The sequence below is a fragment of the Cellulomonas sp. URHB0016 genome, from assembly GCF_054057935.1.
The window spans coordinates 375,368-393,501 of the sequence record NZ_JBSRZU010000001.1 but is presented as its reverse complement, the minus strand read 5'-3'; the positions used below and the strand labels follow the sequence as shown (position 1 = coordinate 393,501).

15 protein-coding genes and 1 tRNA gene are annotated in these 18,134 nt (G+C 72.6%); 7 read left to right on the top strand and 9 right to left on the bottom strand.

Annotation, left to right across the window (positions count from 1 at the left end):
* The first annotated feature begins 51 nt into the window (after nt 1–51).
* A tRNA-Pro gene (locus ACVW07_RS01865) sits at nt 52–125 on the top strand.
* A gap of 96 nt (nt 126–221) precedes the next feature.
* Here the strand turns inward: ACVW07_RS01865 and ACVW07_RS01860 are convergent.
* On the bottom strand, nt 222–536 hold the full coding sequence (locus ACVW07_RS01860; protein WP_456821010.1) for a tyrosine-type recombinase/integrase: 315 nt from the start codon (nt 534–536) through the stop codon (nt 222–224).
* Nucleotides 537–641: 105 nt separating this feature from the next.
* Between ACVW07_RS01860 and ACVW07_RS01855 the strand changes: the two genes are divergently transcribed.
* The 4 genes from ACVW07_RS01855 to ACVW07_RS01840 all read left to right on the top strand — a co-directional run bounded on the left by ACVW07_RS01855 (nt 642) and on the right by ACVW07_RS01840 (nt 4,023).
* Nucleotides 642–1,121 carry a hypothetical protein gene (locus ACVW07_RS01855; protein WP_456817593.1) on the top strand — a complete coding sequence of 160 codons (480 nt, stop codon included), beginning with the start codon at nt 642–644 and terminating at the stop codon, nt 1,119–1,121.
* A 315-nt stretch (nt 1,122–1,436) separates the two neighbouring features.
* On the top strand, nt 1,437–2,111 hold the full coding sequence (locus ACVW07_RS01850) for a VIT1/CCC1 transporter family protein (RefSeq protein WP_456821009.1): 675 nt from the start codon (nt 1,437–1,439) through the stop codon (nt 2,109–2,111).
* A gap of 11 nt (nt 2,112–2,122) precedes the next feature.
* On the top strand, nt 2,123–2,785 hold the full coding sequence (locus ACVW07_RS01845) for a response regulator transcription factor (protein WP_456817592.1): 663 nt from the start codon (nt 2,123–2,125) through the stop codon (nt 2,783–2,785).
* Nucleotides 2,782–4,023 carry a sensor histidine kinase gene (locus ACVW07_RS01840; RefSeq protein ID WP_456817591.1) on the top strand — a complete coding sequence of 414 codons (1,242 nt, stop codon included), beginning with the start codon at nt 2,782–2,784 and terminating at the stop codon, nt 4,021–4,023. The genes ACVW07_RS01845 and ACVW07_RS01840 overlap by 4 nt, the downstream gene beginning before the upstream one ends.
* Here ACVW07_RS01840 and ACVW07_RS01835 read toward each other — a convergent pair.
* The 3 genes from ACVW07_RS01835 to ACVW07_RS01825 are packed head-to-tail and all read right to left on the bottom strand — an operon-like array spanning nt 3,980 to nt 6,624.
* Complete coding sequence (locus tag ACVW07_RS01835) at nt 3,980–4,714, bottom strand: FAD:protein FMN transferase (protein WP_456817590.1); 735 nt, start codon at nt 4,712–4,714, stop codon at nt 3,980–3,982. The two genes, ACVW07_RS01840 and ACVW07_RS01835, sit on opposite strands and share 44 nt — an antisense overlap.
* Nucleotides 4,715–4,738: 24 nt before the next feature.
* The gene (locus ACVW07_RS01830) at nt 4,739–5,239 is read right to left on the bottom strand and encodes an FMN-binding protein (RefSeq protein WP_456817589.1); all 501 of its coding nucleotides are present in this window, start codon (nt 5,237–5,239) and stop codon (nt 4,739–4,741) included.
* Nucleotides 5,239–6,624, bottom strand: coding sequence for a ferredoxin reductase family protein (locus tag ACVW07_RS01825; protein ID WP_456817588.1), 1,386 nt, complete (start codon nt 6,622–6,624; stop codon nt 5,239–5,241). Before ACVW07_RS01825 ends, ACVW07_RS01830 begins: the two co-directional genes overlap by 1 nt.
* 129 nt (nt 6,625–6,753) lie before the next feature.
* Between ACVW07_RS01825 and ACVW07_RS01820 the strand changes: the two genes are divergently transcribed.
* Nucleotides 6,754–7,254, top strand: a complete 501-nt coding sequence (locus ACVW07_RS01820) for a DUF2231 domain-containing protein (RefSeq protein ID WP_456817587.1) — start codon at nt 6,754–6,756, stop codon at nt 7,252–7,254.
* Between the two features lie 99 nt (nt 7,255–7,353).
* Here ACVW07_RS01820 and ACVW07_RS01815 read toward each other — a convergent pair whose 3' ends face one another.
* The 5 genes from ACVW07_RS01815 to ACVW07_RS01795 all read right to left on the bottom strand — a co-directional run bounded on the left by ACVW07_RS01815 (nt 7,354) and on the right by ACVW07_RS01795 (nt 16,242).
* Complete coding sequence (locus ACVW07_RS01815) at nt 7,354–8,232, bottom strand: universal stress protein (protein WP_456817586.1); 879 nt, start codon at nt 8,230–8,232, stop codon at nt 7,354–7,356.
* 533 nt (nt 8,233–8,765) lie between these two features.
* Nucleotides 8,766–9,959, bottom strand: a complete 1,194-nt coding sequence (locus tag ACVW07_RS01810; protein ID WP_456817585.1) for an FHIPEP family type III secretion protein — start codon at nt 9,957–9,959, stop codon at nt 8,766–8,768.
* Entirely contained in the window at nt 9,956–13,681 is a 3,726-nt protein-coding gene (locus ACVW07_RS01805; protein WP_456817584.1) for a hypothetical protein, read from the bottom strand. The genes ACVW07_RS01810 and ACVW07_RS01805 overlap by 4 nt, the downstream gene beginning before the upstream one ends.
* Nucleotides 13,678–15,660, bottom strand: coding sequence for a caspase family protein (locus tag ACVW07_RS01800; protein WP_456817583.1), 1,983 nt, complete (start codon nt 15,658–15,660; stop codon nt 13,678–13,680). The genes ACVW07_RS01805 and ACVW07_RS01800 overlap by 4 nt, the downstream gene beginning before the upstream one ends.
* Before the next feature lie 177 nt (nt 15,661–15,837).
* Nucleotides 15,838–16,242, bottom strand: a complete 405-nt coding sequence (locus tag ACVW07_RS01795; RefSeq protein ID WP_456817582.1) for an effector-associated constant component EACC1 — start codon at nt 16,240–16,242, stop codon at nt 15,838–15,840.
* Nucleotides 16,243–16,426: 184 nt separating this feature from the next.
* On the opposite strand from ACVW07_RS01795, the gene ACVW07_RS01790 reads away from it, so the two are divergent.
* Nucleotides 16,427–18,097 (top strand): esterase/lipase family protein, encoded by a 1,671-nt coding sequence (locus ACVW07_RS01790; protein ID WP_456817581.1) that lies wholly within the window; start codon nt 16,427–16,429, stop codon nt 18,095–18,097.
* The last annotated feature ends 37 nt before the right edge of the window (nt 18,098–18,134 follow it).

Below are 18,134 nucleotides of genomic sequence, written 5' to 3'. Positions count from 1 at the left end.
GGGGCACGGGCGGCGTTGGGGTAGAGTTTCCGAGGCTCCTGCGGGGGCCATCGGGCTGTGGCGCAGCTTGGTAGCGCACTTGACTGGGGGTCAAGGGGTCGCAGGTTCAAATCCTGTCAGCCCGACAGGTAGAAGCGCAGGTCAGGGGCTGTTTCCGGGTTTCCGGGGCAGCCCCTGACCTGTGTCTCAGACGTTCCATGAGTCATTCGCGCGACCATGAGTCATCCGAGGCCGAGCGCACCCGCGGCGGCGTCGACAGCGTCGCGAGCTGACGGCTCCCTGACGTGCCTGTGGACGTCGATCGTGATGGTGATCGACTCGTGTCCGGCGACTCGGCTGACGACCGCGAGCGGGACGCCTGCGTTGACCATGCCGGACAGCGCTGTGTGCCGTGCGGCATGCATCGACCCCTCGACCCCTCCGCGCTTCGCCGGCGCTGTGAACCATCGGCTGATGTTGCGCGGGTCGAGCGGCGGCCAGCCGTCGTCGTGAACACGTGGTGCGCCGCGGCAGGGGTGCGCCTCGTCGTCGTCGATCTGGAGGGCTCGGCTGGGGTTTCCCCACCGATCAGCGCGACCCCGGAGAGCTCATCTCTGGCATCGGGTCGACACGCGGCCCGACACCCACCGAGGAGAACCACGATGACTGCTCTGGATGACGTCTACAACGACATCAAGAACTACCCCAGCACGTACGTGACCATCGACATCATCGACGTCAGCTGGCCGGGCCCGGCGATCAACGACGACGACGAGGTGGAGTTCCGCTTCCAGGCCACCAACACCGGGATGCTCGACATGGCGGACGTCCAGTTCCTGGTCGAGGGCCTGAACGGCACGCTGGTCAAGGGCAACGGTGCGGCCGCCACGTACGTGGGCTCGCTCACGACCAGTGCCGGGTTCTTCGACGACCTGCCCGCCCACCACCCGGACGAGCCGGTCACCTGGGCCACCGGCCCGATCTTCTTCAAGCCGACGAGGGCCTTCCCGAACGTGGCGCACGACCTCGTGCGCGTATCGGTGGCCGGCTGGTCGTCGTCGTGGGACCACGTGTTCGACAACCACACCGAGGCCGACCCGGACGCGAACGACACCTACAGCAGCACCGTGGCGGTCGGGTAGCCGGTACACCGACACTGCGGCGGCGCCGACGGTCGCCGCCGCAGTGTCGTCGAGCACCTCCACGGGTCGGGATCGTCGTGGTGGTGCGTCGACTCCTTGAGCTGGCTCGTACCGTCGCCGTGAATGATCGTGACCAGCGCGCCCGAGATCGTCTTGATCGCCTCCGGCCGGAAGTCTCGTCGAGCCCTCCTGGGTTCGAAGCCGAGAGAGAGGAAAGCCACACCTTCGTGGCGGCACGCCGTCGAGCGGCCTACCGTCGGGACCGTGGCCGAGTCCGGCGAACGCGCGGCCCGGCTCGTCGACGACGGTCGGGGCATGGACGCGGCACGTCTGAACTGGCTGCGCGCCGGGGTGCTGGGCGCGAACGACGGCATCATCTCGACCGCGGGCCTGGTTGTCGGGGTCGCCGGGGCGACGGTGCACATCGGGCCGATCCTTGTCGCCGGCATCGCCGGGCTGGTCGCCGGGGCGGTGTCGATGGCGCTGGGCGAGTACGTGTCGGTCAGCAGTCAGCGCGACGCGGAGCGAGCCCTCATCGAGCAGGAGCGCCGCGAGGTGGAGCGCGACCCCGACGGCGAGCTGGAGGAGCTCATCGGGATGTACGAGGCGAAGGGCCTCTCGCGCGGCACCGCCCGGGCAGTGGCCGAGGAGCTGACCGGTCGCGATCCGCTGGCGGCGCACCTGGACGTGGAGCTGGGTCTCGACCCGGCAGCGCTGACCAATCCCGTGCACGCGGCGATCTCGTCGGGCATCTCGTTCACCGCGGGAGCGGCCCTGCCGTTGGCGGCGGTCGCTCTCGCACCCGCCTCCGTCCGGGTCGCGGTGACGTTCGCCGCAGTCTTGGTCGCGCTGGCCGTCACTGGCGGCATCAGCGCTGGCCTCGGTGGTGCGCGTCGTCTGCCGGCGATGGTGCGGCTGGTCGTCGGCGGCGCCGCGGCCATGACCGTGACGTACTCGGTCGGCCGCCTCCTCGGCGTGTCGGGCCTGTAGGGCGACGCGACGTGGGGACGGGGGTTCCGCTGCTCCTGGTCGAGGACGACCGACAGCTGGCCGCGATGCTCGAGCAGATCCTCGCCGGCGAAGGGTACGACGTCGACGTCGCACCGGACGGGCAGCGGGGTCTGCACCTCGGTCTGACCCGCAGCTACGACGTCATGGTGCTCGACCGCGGCCTGCCCGCGATCGACGGTCTCGATCTCCTGGTCCGACTGCGTTCCCGGGGCGTCAAGACGCCCGCGTTGGTCCTGTCCGCGCTCGGGAACCCGGCCGATCGCGTGGCGGGCCTGGATGCGGGGGCCGAGGACTACATGGGCAAGCCGTTCGACCTCGATGAGCTGGCCGCGCGGCTGCGCGCCCTGCGCCGGCGGCACCACGACGAGGCGACGACGATCCCGGTGCCGGGAGGCTCGCTCGACGTCGGTGCCCGTGTGGTGGCCCGTGGCGGACTGTCCGTCGGCCTGACGGAACGCGAGTGCGCTCTGCTCGAGGTGCTGGCCCGGCGACCGCGGCACGTGTTCAGCCGCCCCGACCTCCTGGACCGCGTCTTCCCGGAGGCCGAGGACGAGGGGGTCGTCGACACCTACGTGTACTACCTGCGCCGCAAGCTCGGCCGCACCAGCGTGCTGACGGTCCGAGGCTCCGGGTACCGCCTGGGTGACGCATGACGGACCTGACGGCCCACGAACGACAGGTCGTGCGGCGCACGTCGTGGCGGCTGGGTCTGCAGATCGCCGGGCTCGCCCTCGTCGTGCTGGCAGCGGTGTGCGCGACGGTCCTGGTCATCGTGAGCCGGTCGCAGCACGCTGCGGCCACCTCTCAGGCGCGGTCGGCCGTCCACACCGTCGACGACGTCCACGACGCCCCTGCCGGCATGTGGGTCGCGGTCGTCGATCACGGTGCGCTGGAGACCTCGGCCGACATGCCGACGGGTCTGCCCGACGTCGACGCACTGCGCGAGGTGGCCGAGAACGGGACGGACGTGCGCACGACCGTCTCCACCAGCGCCGGGGAGCTCACGGTCCTGACGGGGCGCGCGGGGGACCGCGTCGTGCAGGCGGCGCTCGATCCCCGCGTCGGTCACGAGGAGCGGGAGCGGCTCGTCGCGGCCATGCTCGTCGCCGGCGGTGTCGGGGTCGCCCTGGCTGGGCTCGGCGGCGCGGCGCTCGCCCGTCGGGCGGTCCGGCCGATGGTGGCCGCGTTGAGCCTGCAGCGGCGGTTCGTCGCCGACGCCAGCCACGAGCTGCGGACGCCGCTGACGCTGCTGTCCACGCGCGCCCAGCTGCTGAACAGGCACATGACGGCCGACTGGGGCACGTCGCCGCCGGACCGCGTGCAGCACGACGTCGACGGGCTCCTGGCCGACACCGCCGCGCTCACGGCGGTCCTGGACGACATGCTGCTGGCGGCCGACGCCCGATCGGTCGACCCGGTTCCGGTGGACGTCGCCGGTGTCGCCGACGACGTCGTCCAGGCGGCGCGCGCGTCGGGGGAGCACCGCGGCATCACGCTGACCCGGTCGGGTGAGCCCGAGGCCGTCGCCCTGGCCGCGACAGCCTCGGTCCGGCGGGCCCTGACGGCCCTCGTCGACAACGCCCTGGACCACGCGGTCGGCACAGTGGAGGTCTCGGTCGAGGTGGCGGCTGACCGGGTCATGGTGTCGGTGCGTGACGACGGCCCCGGCCTGTCCGGAGACGAGGCCGACCTGTTCCGTCGGTTCGCGTCGCACCGGAACGAGTCGAACACCGACCCGGGGCGGCGCCACTACGGCATCGGGCTCGCACTCGTCGCGGAGGTCGCGTCCCAGCACGGGGGCTCGGTGCGGGCGTCGTCGCGTCCGGGCGGGGCTGCAGGGGCGGTGATCACTCTCGAGCTGCCCGCAGCGTCGCACCGGCCCCGTCGGTGAGCAACCGCCCTTCGGCAGTCACGGCGATCACCGCGGTCGCTCCGGCGCCGGCCGCCCAGCGCACGCCGTCGGGCCCGAGCGCCAGCACGCTCGTGGCCAGCACGTCCGCCGTGGTGAGGTCGGGGGCGACCACCGTCGCGGACAGCAGAGCGGTGGCGGCCGCGCCCGTCCGTCCGTCCCAGACGTGGTTCCCGCGCTCGTAGGTACCGGACGTCGCGACGGCACCGTCGCGAACCTCCAGGACGGCCAGGAACTCCTCGCGGCCCAGCGGGTCGCGCACGGCCACGTTCCATCCGCGGCCGGGCTCCGGCTCACCGCGCGTCACCACGTCGCCCCCGGCGTTCCAGCAGAAGCGCTGCAACCCCCCGGCCACCAGCAGGTCAGCGGCGCGCTGGACGGCCCACCCCTTGACCACTCCGTCGGTGTCCACGGACCCGTCGGGACGACGGACCGAGAAGGCACCGCCCGACTCCCGCCACGCCCGGCCCGCCACGCGCAGCACCTCGCGGAGGTCGTCGGACGCCTCCGCCGCGAGCACCTCGCCCCGTCCGAAGCGGCTCACCTCGCTTCCGGGATCGTGCCGGCTGAACCGTCGGTCCGCCGCACGCAGGGAGTCGAACGCGCGCGCCACCAGCGCGGCCACCGTGGCCGGGTCGCCGTCGCGCACGTCCACCGACACGGGAATTCCCATGACCGTCTCCAGCCGGCGCACGTCTCAGCCCCGCTGGTCGATCGCCGACTGGACGGACTGCAGGTACCCCTGCGACGTGTAGGTGGCACCCGAGACGGTGTCGACGTGCGCCGACTGCGCGGCCACCACCTGGTGAGCGAGCACGGGGACGGAGCGCTCCGAGATCTGCACGCTCCTGCCGTCACGGTTCGGCGACTGCAGCGTCTGCACGTCGATGATCTGCCTGCCGGCGAAGGTCACCGCGACCTGCACCGGGCCGTAGCGGTTCTGCTCGACGGATCCTGCGATCGTCACGGTGCCGGACGTCGTGGTCGAGCCGCTGTCCGTGCCGGTCGGGCCGGGACCGACGCCCGTCGAGCCGCTCGGGGCGACGGGGTCGGTCGCCGCGGTGCTCGCCGCCCGGGCCGCAGGCGCCTGGCTGGCCGGGTGTGGCACGACGCCGGCGAACCGGCCGGCACCGGCCGCAGCCATGGCCGCGGCAGTGCCGACGAAGATCAACGTCCCTCGCCAGGGTCGGGAGGCCATCAGCCGAGCTCCTCTCGGTGGATCGCTGCGGCCGGCACCCCGAGGGCGCGGGCCGAGCGGGCGACGGTGGTCATCATCGCGTCGGGCCCGCAGACGAACACGTCCCGCTCCGCGATGTCCGGCACCGTCCGGGCGAGGTGGGCGGGGGCCAGCGGGTCATGGCCGAGCTGCGCCCGCCGGCCGGGCAGCGGGACGTACCGCAGCCAGGGTGACGGCGTGAACTCCCCGGCCAGGGCCAGCCCGTCGGCAGTGTGGGCGCGGTGGATGACGACGACCTCGTGCCCACGGCGCAGGAGCTCTTCGGCCAGTGCGCGGACGGGTCCGATGCCGGCGCCGCCCGCGACCAGCAGAACCTTCGGAGCGGTGGCGCGCTCCGCGGTGAACCGGCCGAACGGTCCTTCCACCAGTACGCGCGTCCCCGCCCGGACGCGTGAAACGGCCGACGAGTGGTCGCCGAGCGCGCCGATCGTGAAGCGCAGGCTGTCGTCCGTCGGGACCATCGACAGGGAGTACGGGTGAGCCGTCCCGAGGTGCCCGCGCGTCAGGAAGCGCACCAGGAAGAACTGTCCCGCCTGCGCCCCGAGCCGCTCCAGACCCGCGCCGCCGAGCCACACGCTCGACAGCCCGCGTCCCTCCGGGACGACCGCCGTCACCCGCAGGGTGTACTTCCGGTGGTCGACGAGCGGCACGGCGACGCGCCACACAAGGATCGCTGCCGCGGTCCCCGCGTACAGCAGGATCCACGCGAGCCGCGCGAGGGGGTCCGACACGAAGTGCGTCCCTCCCGCGACCTGGTGGAAGAACGTCAGGAAGATCGCGACGTAGGTCGTCAGGTGCACCGCGAACCACACCTCGTACGACAGGCGCTGCCGGGCCAGGCGGGCGCTCGACAGGCCGACGGCGACGAAGATCACCGTGCCGATCACGGCGGGCCAGAGGTACGGCTGGGTCGCCAGGACGCTCGGCACCTCAGCCCACGCCGTCGTCCGGTCCAGCCACGCACCGCCGAGGATCATGAGGACGACATGGGTGACGATCAGCAGGACGACGCTCGTCCCGAGCGACCTGTGCCAGGACACGAGGCGATCGAGCCCGACGGACCGCTCGAACCACGGCACCCGCGCGACGAGCAGCAGCTGGGCACACACCAGGAACGACCCGAGCAGCCCGGCCAGCTCACCGAGGCTCGTCACCGCACCCCCGGGCGTCGCACCGACGAGCGGGGACGTCCTCAGCCACCAGAACCCGAGCACCCCGAGCGAGCCGGCCCACACCGCGACGAGCGCTCCCGACGGCCGCCGTACCGGCCGCTGTGCCACACGGACAGGGACCGAGACAGACATAGGGACTGTCGGACGTGCGACATGGGCGGTGGTGGTGGCCATGTCGACCAGCCTGTCGCGGCGTTCTCAGAGGATTCTCGGAACGCATGTCCGATCGCGCCCGCTGCCTGTGAGAAACCTCTGAGAATCCGCCCGTAGCGTTCCTCGGGCATCCCCACGACGGAGGTCGGCGTGAACGAGGTCAACGGTCTACCCACCCACATCCTGCTGATCCACGCGGTGGTGGTCCTCCTGCCGCTCGCCGCGTTGCTGGTGGCAGTGACCGCGTGGTGGCCGACCCTGCGGCGCAGGCTCGGAGTGCTGACCCCGCTGCTCACCGTCGGCGTCACCGTCCTGGTGCCGCTCACGACGCACTACGGCGAGTGGCTCGAGGGGCACGTGCCCCACACGGACCTGGTCGAGGAGCACGCCGAGCTGGGCGACCAGATCCTCCCGTGGGCGCTCGCGCTCTCTGCGCTGTCGGTGGGGATCTGGCTCTGGGGCCGCTACCTCGACGCCCGTGGTGGGGCGCGCGCCGGGCGCGAGCGCCGGCTCGCGATGGTCGGCGGGATCCTGGCCGTCGTGGTCGCCGTCGGCACGATCGTCGCGGTGGTGCGCGCCGGTGAGTCCGGGGCTCGGGCCGCCTGGGACGACAGGGTCTCCACGGAGCAGTCCGGCGACGTGGACGGCTGAGCCGGCTGAGCCGACGAGGGCGACCCGGTGACGCCGCGCACGGCGAGGTCCCGCCTCCGCATGGAGCCGGGACCTCACTCGTACTGACGCGTCAGTGCCTCAGGGACTGTCGTGCACGACGACGACGGGGACCGTCGCCTCGCGGACCACCGCGCTGCTGACCGAGCCGAGGAGCATGCCGCGGAAGGTGCCCAGCCCTCGTGACCCGATCACCAGCAGCGCGGCGTCCGCTGCGAGCCGGACGAGTGCGTCAGCGGGGTCGTCGTCGACGAGCGTCAGGTCCACGGCGAGCCCGTCGTTCTCGGCGCGCAGCGCGTCGGTCACGGCCACCGCGGCCTGGTGGACGGGGTCGTGCTCGTCGCCGGCCGCCACCGGGGCGAAGCTGCCCCGGCTGAGGGGGTCCGGGACCGACGCACGGGCGTGGACGACGTGCAGGGGTCCACCGCGCATCCATGCCTCGCGTGCCGCGAGATGCGCGGCGGCAAGAGACGCCGGCGAGCCGTCCACCCCGACGACGACCGCCCCGTCCGAGGCCGCCGACGACGTCTGGACCTGGGAGCGGACGACGGCCACCGGGCACTGGGCGTGCGCGGCGACGTGCACGCCCGTCGAGCCGCTCCGCGCCCGTCGTGTCCGCAGGTGCGCGCCGACCACCAAGAGCTGGGCGCCGACGCTCTGCTCGCGCAGCCCAGGCACGACCTGGCCGTGGATCGTGCGCGTATCGACCCGGACCCCGGGGTGGCGCTCCTCGACGAGCTTCGCCTGCTCCGTCAGGTACTGCTCGACCTCGATGTCCAGGTCGGTCTGCCCGGGCAGCGGGTACCCGGCCCAGGACGACATCTGCCAGGTGTCGTCGACGACGCGCACCAGCAGCAACGCCGCCCTCCGCCTGACCGATTCCATGACGCCCCACTCGAGCGTCTGAGCACTGTGCGGCGCGCCGTCCAGCGCGACGACCACCGGTCCGTCGGTACGCATGAGTCGCATCCCCGTTCCGCGCCGGACCAGGCCGGACGTCTGCCGGCGTACCGCCGCGCTCCCTCCAGCGTCCGCTCGTCGCAGCCCCCGTGTCGCGGGACCTCGGTCCCGGACGGGCGAGGCGCGCCGTTCAGCTCGAGGTCGCGTTCCAGTCCGCCGCCACGATGCCCTGAGGCCGACCGGCCTCTCCGGTTCCTCTGGGCCGGCCTGCGTACTCATGCACCACACCCGGCCGCACCCGTAGGCGTGCAACCGCCCGCGGCTGCCGGACGGCGCGCTACCAGACGGGCCGCCTCGGTGTGACACGACCGCCGACGAAGGCCGCCGTGACGACGGCGAGCTGCGGGGTGCGGTAGACCCAGCCGCCGCACACCGGACAGCGCCCCTGGGGGACGTCGGTCAGGGGATCCTTGTCCTCACCGAAGGCGATCTGGACCAGCGATCTCGTATAGGACCCGCCGCACGGGCACCTGCCGAAGCCGAGCCGATCGGCTCTCTCCATGCCACTCACCTCCTGGGTCCGAGGGCCGCTCTCAGCCGCCGAGCCGCGCGACCGGCTGCACGTTGAGATGGTCGGGCAGGTCGCTGAAGCCGACGACCTGGATGCTGGGCACGATCGACCGCACGGCGTCCCGGACCGCGCACCTGCGGTGGTCCTCGGTCAGGATCGCCGGCACGGAGGCCGCGCCGAGCTGGCGGAGCTCGGCCTCGGCAGCAGCACGGAGCCGGTCGCCCGCCTCCGCCTCCAGGTCGCTGGAGAGCAGGTAGACGACCGCCGTGTCCGTCCGGCGTGCGACCGACGCGCCGATCTCCTCGGCCAGCCCCCAGCGCACGAACGTGAGCCGGTCCGGAGCCGCGGACGGGACGTCGTCGTACCGCAGCGCCAGCTCGACGATGCGGCGCAGGTTCCGCACCGTGACGCCATCGCCCAGCAGCCCGACGACGAGCTGGTGCACCTCGTCGGCGCCGAGGGCCTCCGTCGGGGTGGTGAGCGCCGGCGACTGTCGTGCGAGAAGCTCGAGGAGCGTCGAGGTGGCTGACGGGCGATGCAACCAGGGTGCCCACGATCGGATTGTGTCGATGAGATCGACGATCACGAGGTACACGGGGCCGCACGGGAAGTATCCCTTCGCCTCGATCTCCGGCGTGCGCTCCTCGGGAAGCTCCCAGCCCGCACGACCGCCCGCAGTGACGAGTCTCGCGTTCTCGGGCGGGTCCGCCGAGGCCTCCTCGTCCGCCGCCGGGTAGGCGGTGGTCAGGACGGCCACCGAGCCGTCCAGGAGGCCGAGCCGGGGCACGGTCGTCAAGGGCCCGAACGAGAACCTGTACCCCCGCGGCCGCAGGGCAGGATCGGCGGCCAGGCGCAGCGGGGGGAGCACGATCCCGAGCTCGTCGAACATCCAGCCTCGGACGCGCCCGAGGTCGTCGGCGTCGAGCCGGGTCGTGAGGTACCGCAGGTAACCGGGCTCGACGTGCACGGTGAGCCGTTCGTCGGGTGCCGCATCGGCGGTCCCGATCGCGGCCTCGCCGACGACGGCCGCCTCGACGAGTGCGACCGCCTCGGCGAGGACGCTCGGCTCGGACGCCGCCACTGCCGTCGCGACGTCCGTGTGGATCGCCCGGTGGCGTGGCGGCTCGCCGCCCGCATAGGCGAGGGCGTCCAGCGCCCACTGGCGGGGGAAGGCGACCGGGGCGCCGTCGCGCACGATCTCGAACGGCTCGTTCATCGCTGCGGTGCCTCGCTCGCCCGATAGGTCGCGATGTCGGGGGACACGGACCTGGCGATCACGGCGACCGTGTCCCGGAGCGTGTCGTCCTCCACGCGGATGGACACCGGCTCGTCGGCGCCCTCCACGACGTTCCAGAGCCAGCCGACGAGCTTCTGCCAGGCCACCGGCGTGATGCCCCCGTCCGTCCGGAGCGGCTCGAGGAGGACCTCCGGGACGGTGACGACGGCGGACTGCGGCGGCCGGGCGGCGCGCAGCCCGTGGGTCACCGCGGGCGCCAGCGTGGCGAAGGGCTGCTCCAAGCCGCCTGCGTCCGTGATCACGTGCAGGACGTCCCGCCAGTCGGCGATGTCGTTCCCTTCGTGCAGCCCGGCCTGGAGCACCCAGGTCAGCATGAGGGGCGGATCGGGCTCCGGGACGGCTGCCTGAACCGCTGCTGCGTCCGCGGCGCGCCACTCGGCGACGAGGTCCGCGACGTCGTCCGGGCCGACGAACCTCGGGAGGTACGGCCCCACGCCGCGCTCGACGGCGTCGAGGATCTCGTCGTGGACCGACGGGAGGTCCGGGTCCACGCGGGCCCGGTGCACCGGCACGTCGTCGACGAGGACGACGAGCTCGTCGTCCTCGAGCTCGGTGCCTTCACGCAGCACGATCCCGGGCAGCCGCAGACCGCGCTCGGCGAGCACGCGCGCCTGGAAGCGGGGGATCCCCTCCGCGATGAGCGTGCTTCCCTGGTCCGGGTCGACGTGCGGGGTCAGGCCCGACCCGACCCTGACGGCCAACGGGACCGCCCGCGTCCAGGTGTCGACGTCGACCGGCAGCCCCGTGATGCCCAGGAGCTCGTGGAGCCGGTCGGAGAGCCGTTCCGCCAGCACGGGACCGACCGCGGTTCCCACGGCGTCCAGCACCGACCAGAGGCTCGCCGGTGTGCTCACCGACGTCGCCAGCGCCTCGGGCCATCCAGGGAGCCCGCACAGGAGCTTGAGAAGGTCGTCGGCGCCTTCTCCTGCGACTGCCCGAGCGGTGACCTGCTCCGCCAAGGAGGTCGCGAGCCGGCGCTCGACGCCCGAGCGCACGGCAACGAGCGCCGGTGCCAGCGCGCCCGAGACGGCGAGGTCGCCGAGGCGGCGCGCCCATGCCACGAGGTCGGCGTCCGAAGCGGAGCCGGACGACTCGACGTGCCACAGCAGCTGACGAACGACCGCGCGCACGTCGTCCGGCAGGGCGACGCGGTCGACCTCCTCCAGGATCGACACCGGCCGCGACCTCAGCGTGTCCACGCGCTCCGAGGCGAGCCGGCGCAGCCGGTCGGCTGCAGGGCGGGCTGCGGCGTAGGCGGCCGCGAAGAGCGGGAGGGACACGTTCGCCAGCTCGCACAGCTTGGCGGGCGACGGCACCGTACCCACGAGTGCCGCAAGAGCGGCCTCCGCGCCGGCGTCACCTCGCGCGAGTGCGTTGAGCTGGCGCTCCAGCGCGCTGTTCGGGTCCGAGGCGAGCTCGGGCTCCATGCCGTCCAGGACGGTGTCGGAGCCGGCAGGATCGCCGAGCAGGCGGAGCTGCTCCGCGAGCATGAACTGGTCGTCGCCCGACGTGCGCAGGTCGTCGGCGAACGCGCTGAGCCGCGACGTGTGGGCCGCGATGCCGTCACGGAGCAGCCGAAGGCTCAACCGGTCCCACCGCGCCCAGGTGGCGGCGGCCATGTCCGGCGGATCGTCGTCGTACGGCGGGGAGTCCTCGCCAGGGACCGGCTCCGACGGGCGGAGCAGCGCCCAGGCCTCGTCGTGGCGGCCGGTCCGGACCGCGAGATGGAAGCGCACGGACGCCATCCATCTCGCACTCTCCGCGCTCCGGCCGGTCTCGGTCTCGGCGAACGCCCGCAGCTCCGGCTCGACGGCGTCGCGGTCTGCGAGGTGGTTCACGCCCATGGTCGCCGCGCACTCGGCGGCGACACCCACGTCCGTGCTCGTGCTGCGGGCCAGGCGCGACGCCTGGACCGCCACGGCCCAGGCGCTGCCGCGCAGGCCCGCCTCACCGAGTGCGTACGCCGCGTGCGCCACCCGCCAGATCGGCGCACCGTCGACGAGTGCGGCGGCCAACAGGCCCGGGACGGCGCCGAAGGCGTCGGCCCGCGAGGACATCGACGGTGCGGCGCTCGCGAGCTCCGCCCGACGGAACCGGAGGGCGCCGTGCACGAACGCGGGCTCGGAACCTGCGTCGAGGTCGAACTCGCCACGCTCGGCGTCGAACAGCTCCAACGCTGTGGTCAGCATCCCGAGCTGCGAGCTCCCGTCGGTGGTCGGGGCAGCGGGGACGGCGTCGTCGTACGACGCGCGCCAGGCGATGTCGGCGAGCAGGAGCCGCCGGGCCGGGCTGCTCGCGAACCGTACGGCGGACAGGGCGTGGGCGTAGGCGCGGGCGGGGAGCCCGGTCAGGTCCACCGCGCGAGCAGCGGCCTCCTTCGCCGCGGCGGCCGGTTCGCTCCGGTCGTCGCCGAGCGCCGCCTCCGACTGCGCCAGCTGTGCGAGGAGCTCGTCCAGCGCGGCGTCCTGGACGTACGACGTCGTCCGCCGCGCGCACGCGCCGACGGCCGCCCGCGTCGCGTCCGGGTCCTGGCCGAGCGCTGCCACCAGCTCCGCCATGGCGTAGGTGAACCGGTCGTCGCTCATCCGGACGGCCCGCTGCCTGCGGAGCCAACGGTGGTGCAGCAGAGCGGCGGGCGCCGCGCTCCGGCGTGCGATCCGGCGCAGGATCTTCCGGCCCTCGTCGATCGCGTCGAAGGCGGTCCGGACCGTCACCGTCCCCTCCCCGGCCGGTTCGGTGTTGCCCGCGCCCTCGAACAGCAGCTGTGCGCGGAACACCGCGAGGACGTCCGGGCTGGTCGCAGCGCCCCAGTCGCCGTCGACGAACAGCCGTCGTGCCTTCTCGTAGTCCTCGGGCCCGTGCGCCGCGAGGTGCACGACGATCGCCGTCGCCGTCGCGCCCTCGGGGGTGGTGACCGGAGTCGACCCGGACGCCGCCTCGGTGTGCTCGCCTCCGTCGTCCAGGCCCAGCTCGGCGAGCGCGGCCAGGTGCACTCCCTGGCTCCCCGCCTGCAGAGCGCTCGCGCGCGCTTCCGACAAGCGACCCTGAGCCAGGCGGACCTCGGCGACCAGAGCTGGTGGTGCCGACGCACCCAGGGCCTCCAGCACGCCGTCCGCGTCGCCCACCCGGTCCACGCTCAGCAGCGCGTCCACCAGGTCGGCCGTGAGCTCGGGGGCGCCGCGTGCGTCCCAGCGCTCCCACGCCCGCTCGAGCAACGCAGCCGCGCCGGCCAGGTCACCCTCGGACCGACGCAGCCACGCCGCCAGGTGCAGGGCGGCTCCGGACGCCCGTGGGGCCGCGGCGGCGGCGGCCACACGGGCGCGGGTGGCCCCGTCGAGCGAGAGGGCCGGGACGCGCTCGAGCAGGGCGACCGCCCTGCTGGCCGCCTGGGGGAGGGTGGCGTTCTCCTCGACGGCGCTCAGGTAGCTCGCGAACGCGCCGGTCGGGTCGCCGTCGCGGTCGAGCAGGTCTCCGATCGCCGCGTGCAGGTCGGTCGCGTGGGGACGATCACCCGGCTCGTCCAGGGCGCGTCGGTAGTAGTCGATCGCCTCGTGGGTCCGCGTCGCACCGGCGCGCGCGACCTCGGCGGCGAGGTCCCCGAGGAGCTCGCGGATGGTCCGCGGCTGCACGTCGATGCTCATCCCGCGCTCTCCTTCGGGTCCGGCACGCCCTTCTGGACGCGCACGGCACCAGGGCCGGGCACCGACGACGTGACCGGGCGCGCGGACTCGGTGGCAGATCTGGCAACCGGCTCGGCGAAGTCCTGTGCGTAGACACCGGGCAGGCCGCATGCGGTGTCGCAGACGAAGGGGTAGGCACTCTTCATCCTCGAGAGGGCCGCGTACACCGCGCGGTGGGTGGTCTGTCCTTTCATGAGGGCCGCGAGGACGAAGCCCACGAAGGTTCCGAGCAGCTCACGCTGGGTGCCCTCGTCGTCCCTGCTCGGGTACTCCGACGGCTCCATGTACGTGGCGAACTCACGGCTGTGGCACAGGAAGACCACGTCGCCGAGACCGCGTTTGGCGAGCCGATGGGCCAGGAGCCCGGTCGCCTGCGCGGCGGTGGCGCTCCGCTCCTCCGTGAACGTCTCGAGCACGATGACGCGGAAGGGCGCCGCCTCGCCGGTGGCGGGTATGGGCAGGCTGTCGATGAACCGCGCGTCCGTGATCTGGCGTCCGGGCCCGACCTTCAGGTTCACCACGGCCTCCTCGAGGGGGACCTGGAGGCCCTGGACGAGCTCGAGCGTCGGGGCCAGCACGAGGACCGGGGGCCAGTCCTGGGGGACGAACATGCGCTCGAGGGCGGCCCAGGGTCGCCGCTTGTCGCTGAGCCCGAGCGTCCTGAGGTCGGCGAGGATGGCCTCGTCGGCGTCCCTGACCGCCCCACCGTCGGGCGAGCCGAAGAACACGACATCATCGATCGGGCGCTCCGGTGCCGTGAACACCGACCGCACCCCGGTCGCCCGTTCGAGAACGACCCGGGAGTTGAGCGCCAGGGGCCCGGAGCCCAGGACCGCCGAGCCTCCGACCGACTCGATGCGCTGGGGCAGGCGCAGCTGCTCCCAGGGCAGCCCCGCAAGGCCGTCGTCGAGGCCGCCTTCCTGCCGGATCCGGAGGCGCACGAGGGTGTTCGGCTGACGCGGGATCGTGCTCAGCCTGCCGAGCCACGGGACGACCAGCCGCTCCCCGAGGAAGTTGCGCGCGAGATCGACCCGTCGCAGAGCGGTCTCGTCCGCCTGCTGTGCGGCGAGCCGCTGGGTCAGCTCGATGAGGTCGGTGAGCCGGGCGAGGTTGGTCAGGCCCTCCAGCGTGACGTGGTCCGCGCGCGGGATGTCGAGGTACAGCTCGTCGTCCTGCTCCGTGAGCTCGTCGAGATCGACGAACGGGAGGTCCGCCGCCAAGGCGCTGGCCTCGACCCGCCGGCGTCTCGCGATGGGGATGATGCCTTCACCTTCCGGTGGTTTGACCGGCAGGTTCCGCCGGTCCAGCTCGGGCGCCATGGCCTCGAACAGGCTCGAGACCGTGACGAAGGCGCCGCCAGGCTGGACGACCAGCTGATCCAGCGTCTCGACGAGCACCTCGGTGAACTTGCTCTTCGACGTCGGTTCCGCGCCGTCCTGAGACGTCCCATACCCGCTGCTGTACATCCGGACCCAGCCGGGAAGCTTGGGCAGCACCCGTTCGAGGGTGCTCGAACCGGACTTCGGCTTGCCCACCCCCGCATGACAGCAGTCGAGGATCAGCGCGCGGCGGTCGGCCCTGAACGCCTCGAACGTGCCGTTGAGGTCGGTCATCGAGACCGCGGTGCTCGGACGGGCCTGCTTCGTGTCGTGTGCGGCGAGGAAGAGGCGGCCGTCGGCTTCGATCCCGTGCCCGCTGTAGTAGACGAGAACCGTGTCCTCGCGCTTCACAGACGCAGCGAAGTCGTCGACGGCGTCCCAGATCCCTGCACGGCTCCCGTCCGCGCAGATCGCGACGTCGCCCGATCCGAAGAGCCCCGTCACGGGGTCCGTCAACCTCTCGTACAGCGCCTCGACGTCGTTCCTCGGGCCGTTGAGGTCGGCCAGCGTGGGGTCGTCCGGGAAGGTGCTGTTCCCGATCAGGAGCGCGCGATAGGCCATGAGCGCAGCCGCTCAGCCCTGGGGGAGTCCGTGCGGCGCCACGAGCACCGGCGCCGCGCCCACCCGCTCCCTGCGCGGCTCACGTCCCATGTCGTCGCCTCCCACCGCAGCCCGAAGACTCTCCCCACCTGCCAAGGGGCCTGGACGCCCGCCGTTGATACGTGAACGGGCGCCAGGTCAGTCGGCCGGCTTGTCCGCGAGCCTCTGGAGGGCCGCGACGAGCACGTCGTCACCGACGTTCGTCCCCGTCACCTCGACGACGACGTTGCCGTCGGCGTCCACGACCTTGACGGCGCTGTCCTTGGGTCGCCTCTTGAACCAGTCGCGGAGCACCTGCGCGACCTCCGAGATGATGCCGGCCGAGAGGAGCTGCACCGCCAGGTCGGCGACGACGCCCTTGGCGTCCGGCTCGACCGTGACCGGTATCGCCTCGCTCGGCAGGTACCGCTTCAGCGCGGTGAGGAGCTCCGCGCCGGCGTCGTCGACTCGTTGCCCTTCGACCTCCCCGTCGACCTCGACCTGGAGAAATGCCACTGCACCGGCTGCCCCACCCACGAGCGTCCCCTTGCTGCGTCTGATCATGCGTCGCGAGATCTCACGTCCTGCTATACACCCCTGGTATGCCGCGCGGCCAGTGCAATAGCGCTCGGGCGGTAGACGCACGGTTTCCGTGCGCTCCGCCTGCCCGCGCGGGCATTGTGCGGATCGGCGTCGCGCGAGCCTCGGCAGCGCTGTGGGCGCAGGTGTACCGTCGATTTCGAGCTTCGTGGCGGACGGAGCCGTCCGTGGTCTGGGGGCCATGATGGGTGAGCCGTTGCGACCGCTGGTGCTGGTGCGGGGTTTCGGCGGTCCGGACCTCTCGGAGGTTCAAGGCAATCCCTATCAAGGCTTCAACGACGGCTCGGTATATCCGAACCGTCGCGGGGAGAACTACATCTACGAAGGCTTCGTGCTGCGTGCCCTCAAGTCGTCGTCGCATTCCTACCGGGACGCCACGAACGTGGTCGGTTTCTACCCGGAGGACGTGCTGCCCCCGACGGAGCTCCTGCAGCTGAGCGAGGACGACGTCCGCGGCAGCGTGGTGCTGGACCCCGCGACGGAGGAGCGCGTCCTGGCGTCGGGCGTCGCGGGCACCATCTGGGTCTACCGGTACTACGACCTTCGGCCGCGCGCGCTCGAGCGCTACGGGGAGGGACTTCGACGCCTCGTCGAGCTGATCGAACGCTCGGCCCTGCGACACGGCGAGCCGTTCACGGGCGTCGACATCGTCGCTCACAGCATGGGCGGGCTGGTGGTCCGCGAAGGGCTGATGAGCATGCACGAGGCGACGAACGGATCCGCCCTCCGGCTGGTGCACCGGGTGGTCACGCTCGGCACCCCGCACCGCGGCATCGCGTTCCAGCGCGCACCCGGGTGGTTGCTGCGGGTGCTGCCGGGGCTCAACAAGGCGGAGCGTGAGCTTTCCGCGTTCGACCCGACGAAGACCGAGTTCACCGAATGGGCGAGGTGCTTCGACGTGAAGCGGGTGCTGACGGTCGTCGGCACGAACTACCGCACCTACGGGACCGCGATCGCCTCGGCGGGCAACCGGTTGAGCACCCTGTTCGACGAGGGCACGCTGGCGACCAACCGCAGCGACGGACTCGTCAAGCAGGCGTCCGCGCAGCTGCCGGGCGCGCCGCGCACCTTCGTCGACAAGTGCCACGGTGGTCCGGACTCGCTCGTGACGTCCCGGGAGGCCTACGAGATCGCGATGCGGTTCTTCCACGGCTCGCACAAGGTGTCGCTGTGGCTGGACGCGGCAGAGATCAGCCGGGGGAGCGACCTCTTCGGGCGCAGCGAGTTCTACGTCGGCGTGTCGATCAAGCCCCGGTTCGTCGACTTCGAGCTGCTGCACCAGAGTGCCGACGCGGAGAACTGCTACGGGCCGTTCCACGAGGCCGACCTGTCGGACCATCTCCCGGACCTCGAGACGGAGCTGAAAAAGCCGCTCGCCGAGTTCGGCGACCGGACCACCGGCTGGGCAGGCCCTGACCGGCTGGTGTGGGAGGGGTGGATCGACACGCAGCTCGCGGGGGGCGACGACGCCCCGTCTGCCAGGAGGACGGCCCAGGGGATGGTGTTCCGGCTCGACATCTACGTCGGCGAGCGTGACACGTTCGGCATCGGCTTCTCCGACAACGTGGTGTTCCGCAAGCAGTACTACGTGCAGGTGTTCCCCGGCGACCCGTGGGAGCTCTTCGTGCACACCGGCGAGAAGTACCTGGGTACCCGCGCACCTGCGGACCAGGGTGAGCTGCGCCTGCGCGCCGAACCGTCCGCGAGCGCTGAGGTCCAGGCGGCGGCGACGGTGCCGGGGACCACCGGCCAGCGGACGTTCCAGGTGGCGGGGACCGGTTTCCGGGCGACCTTCCGGATCGGCGTCGAGCAGGCCTGACCGATCCTCGGCGTTCCGTGGACCCGGGACGGAGGGC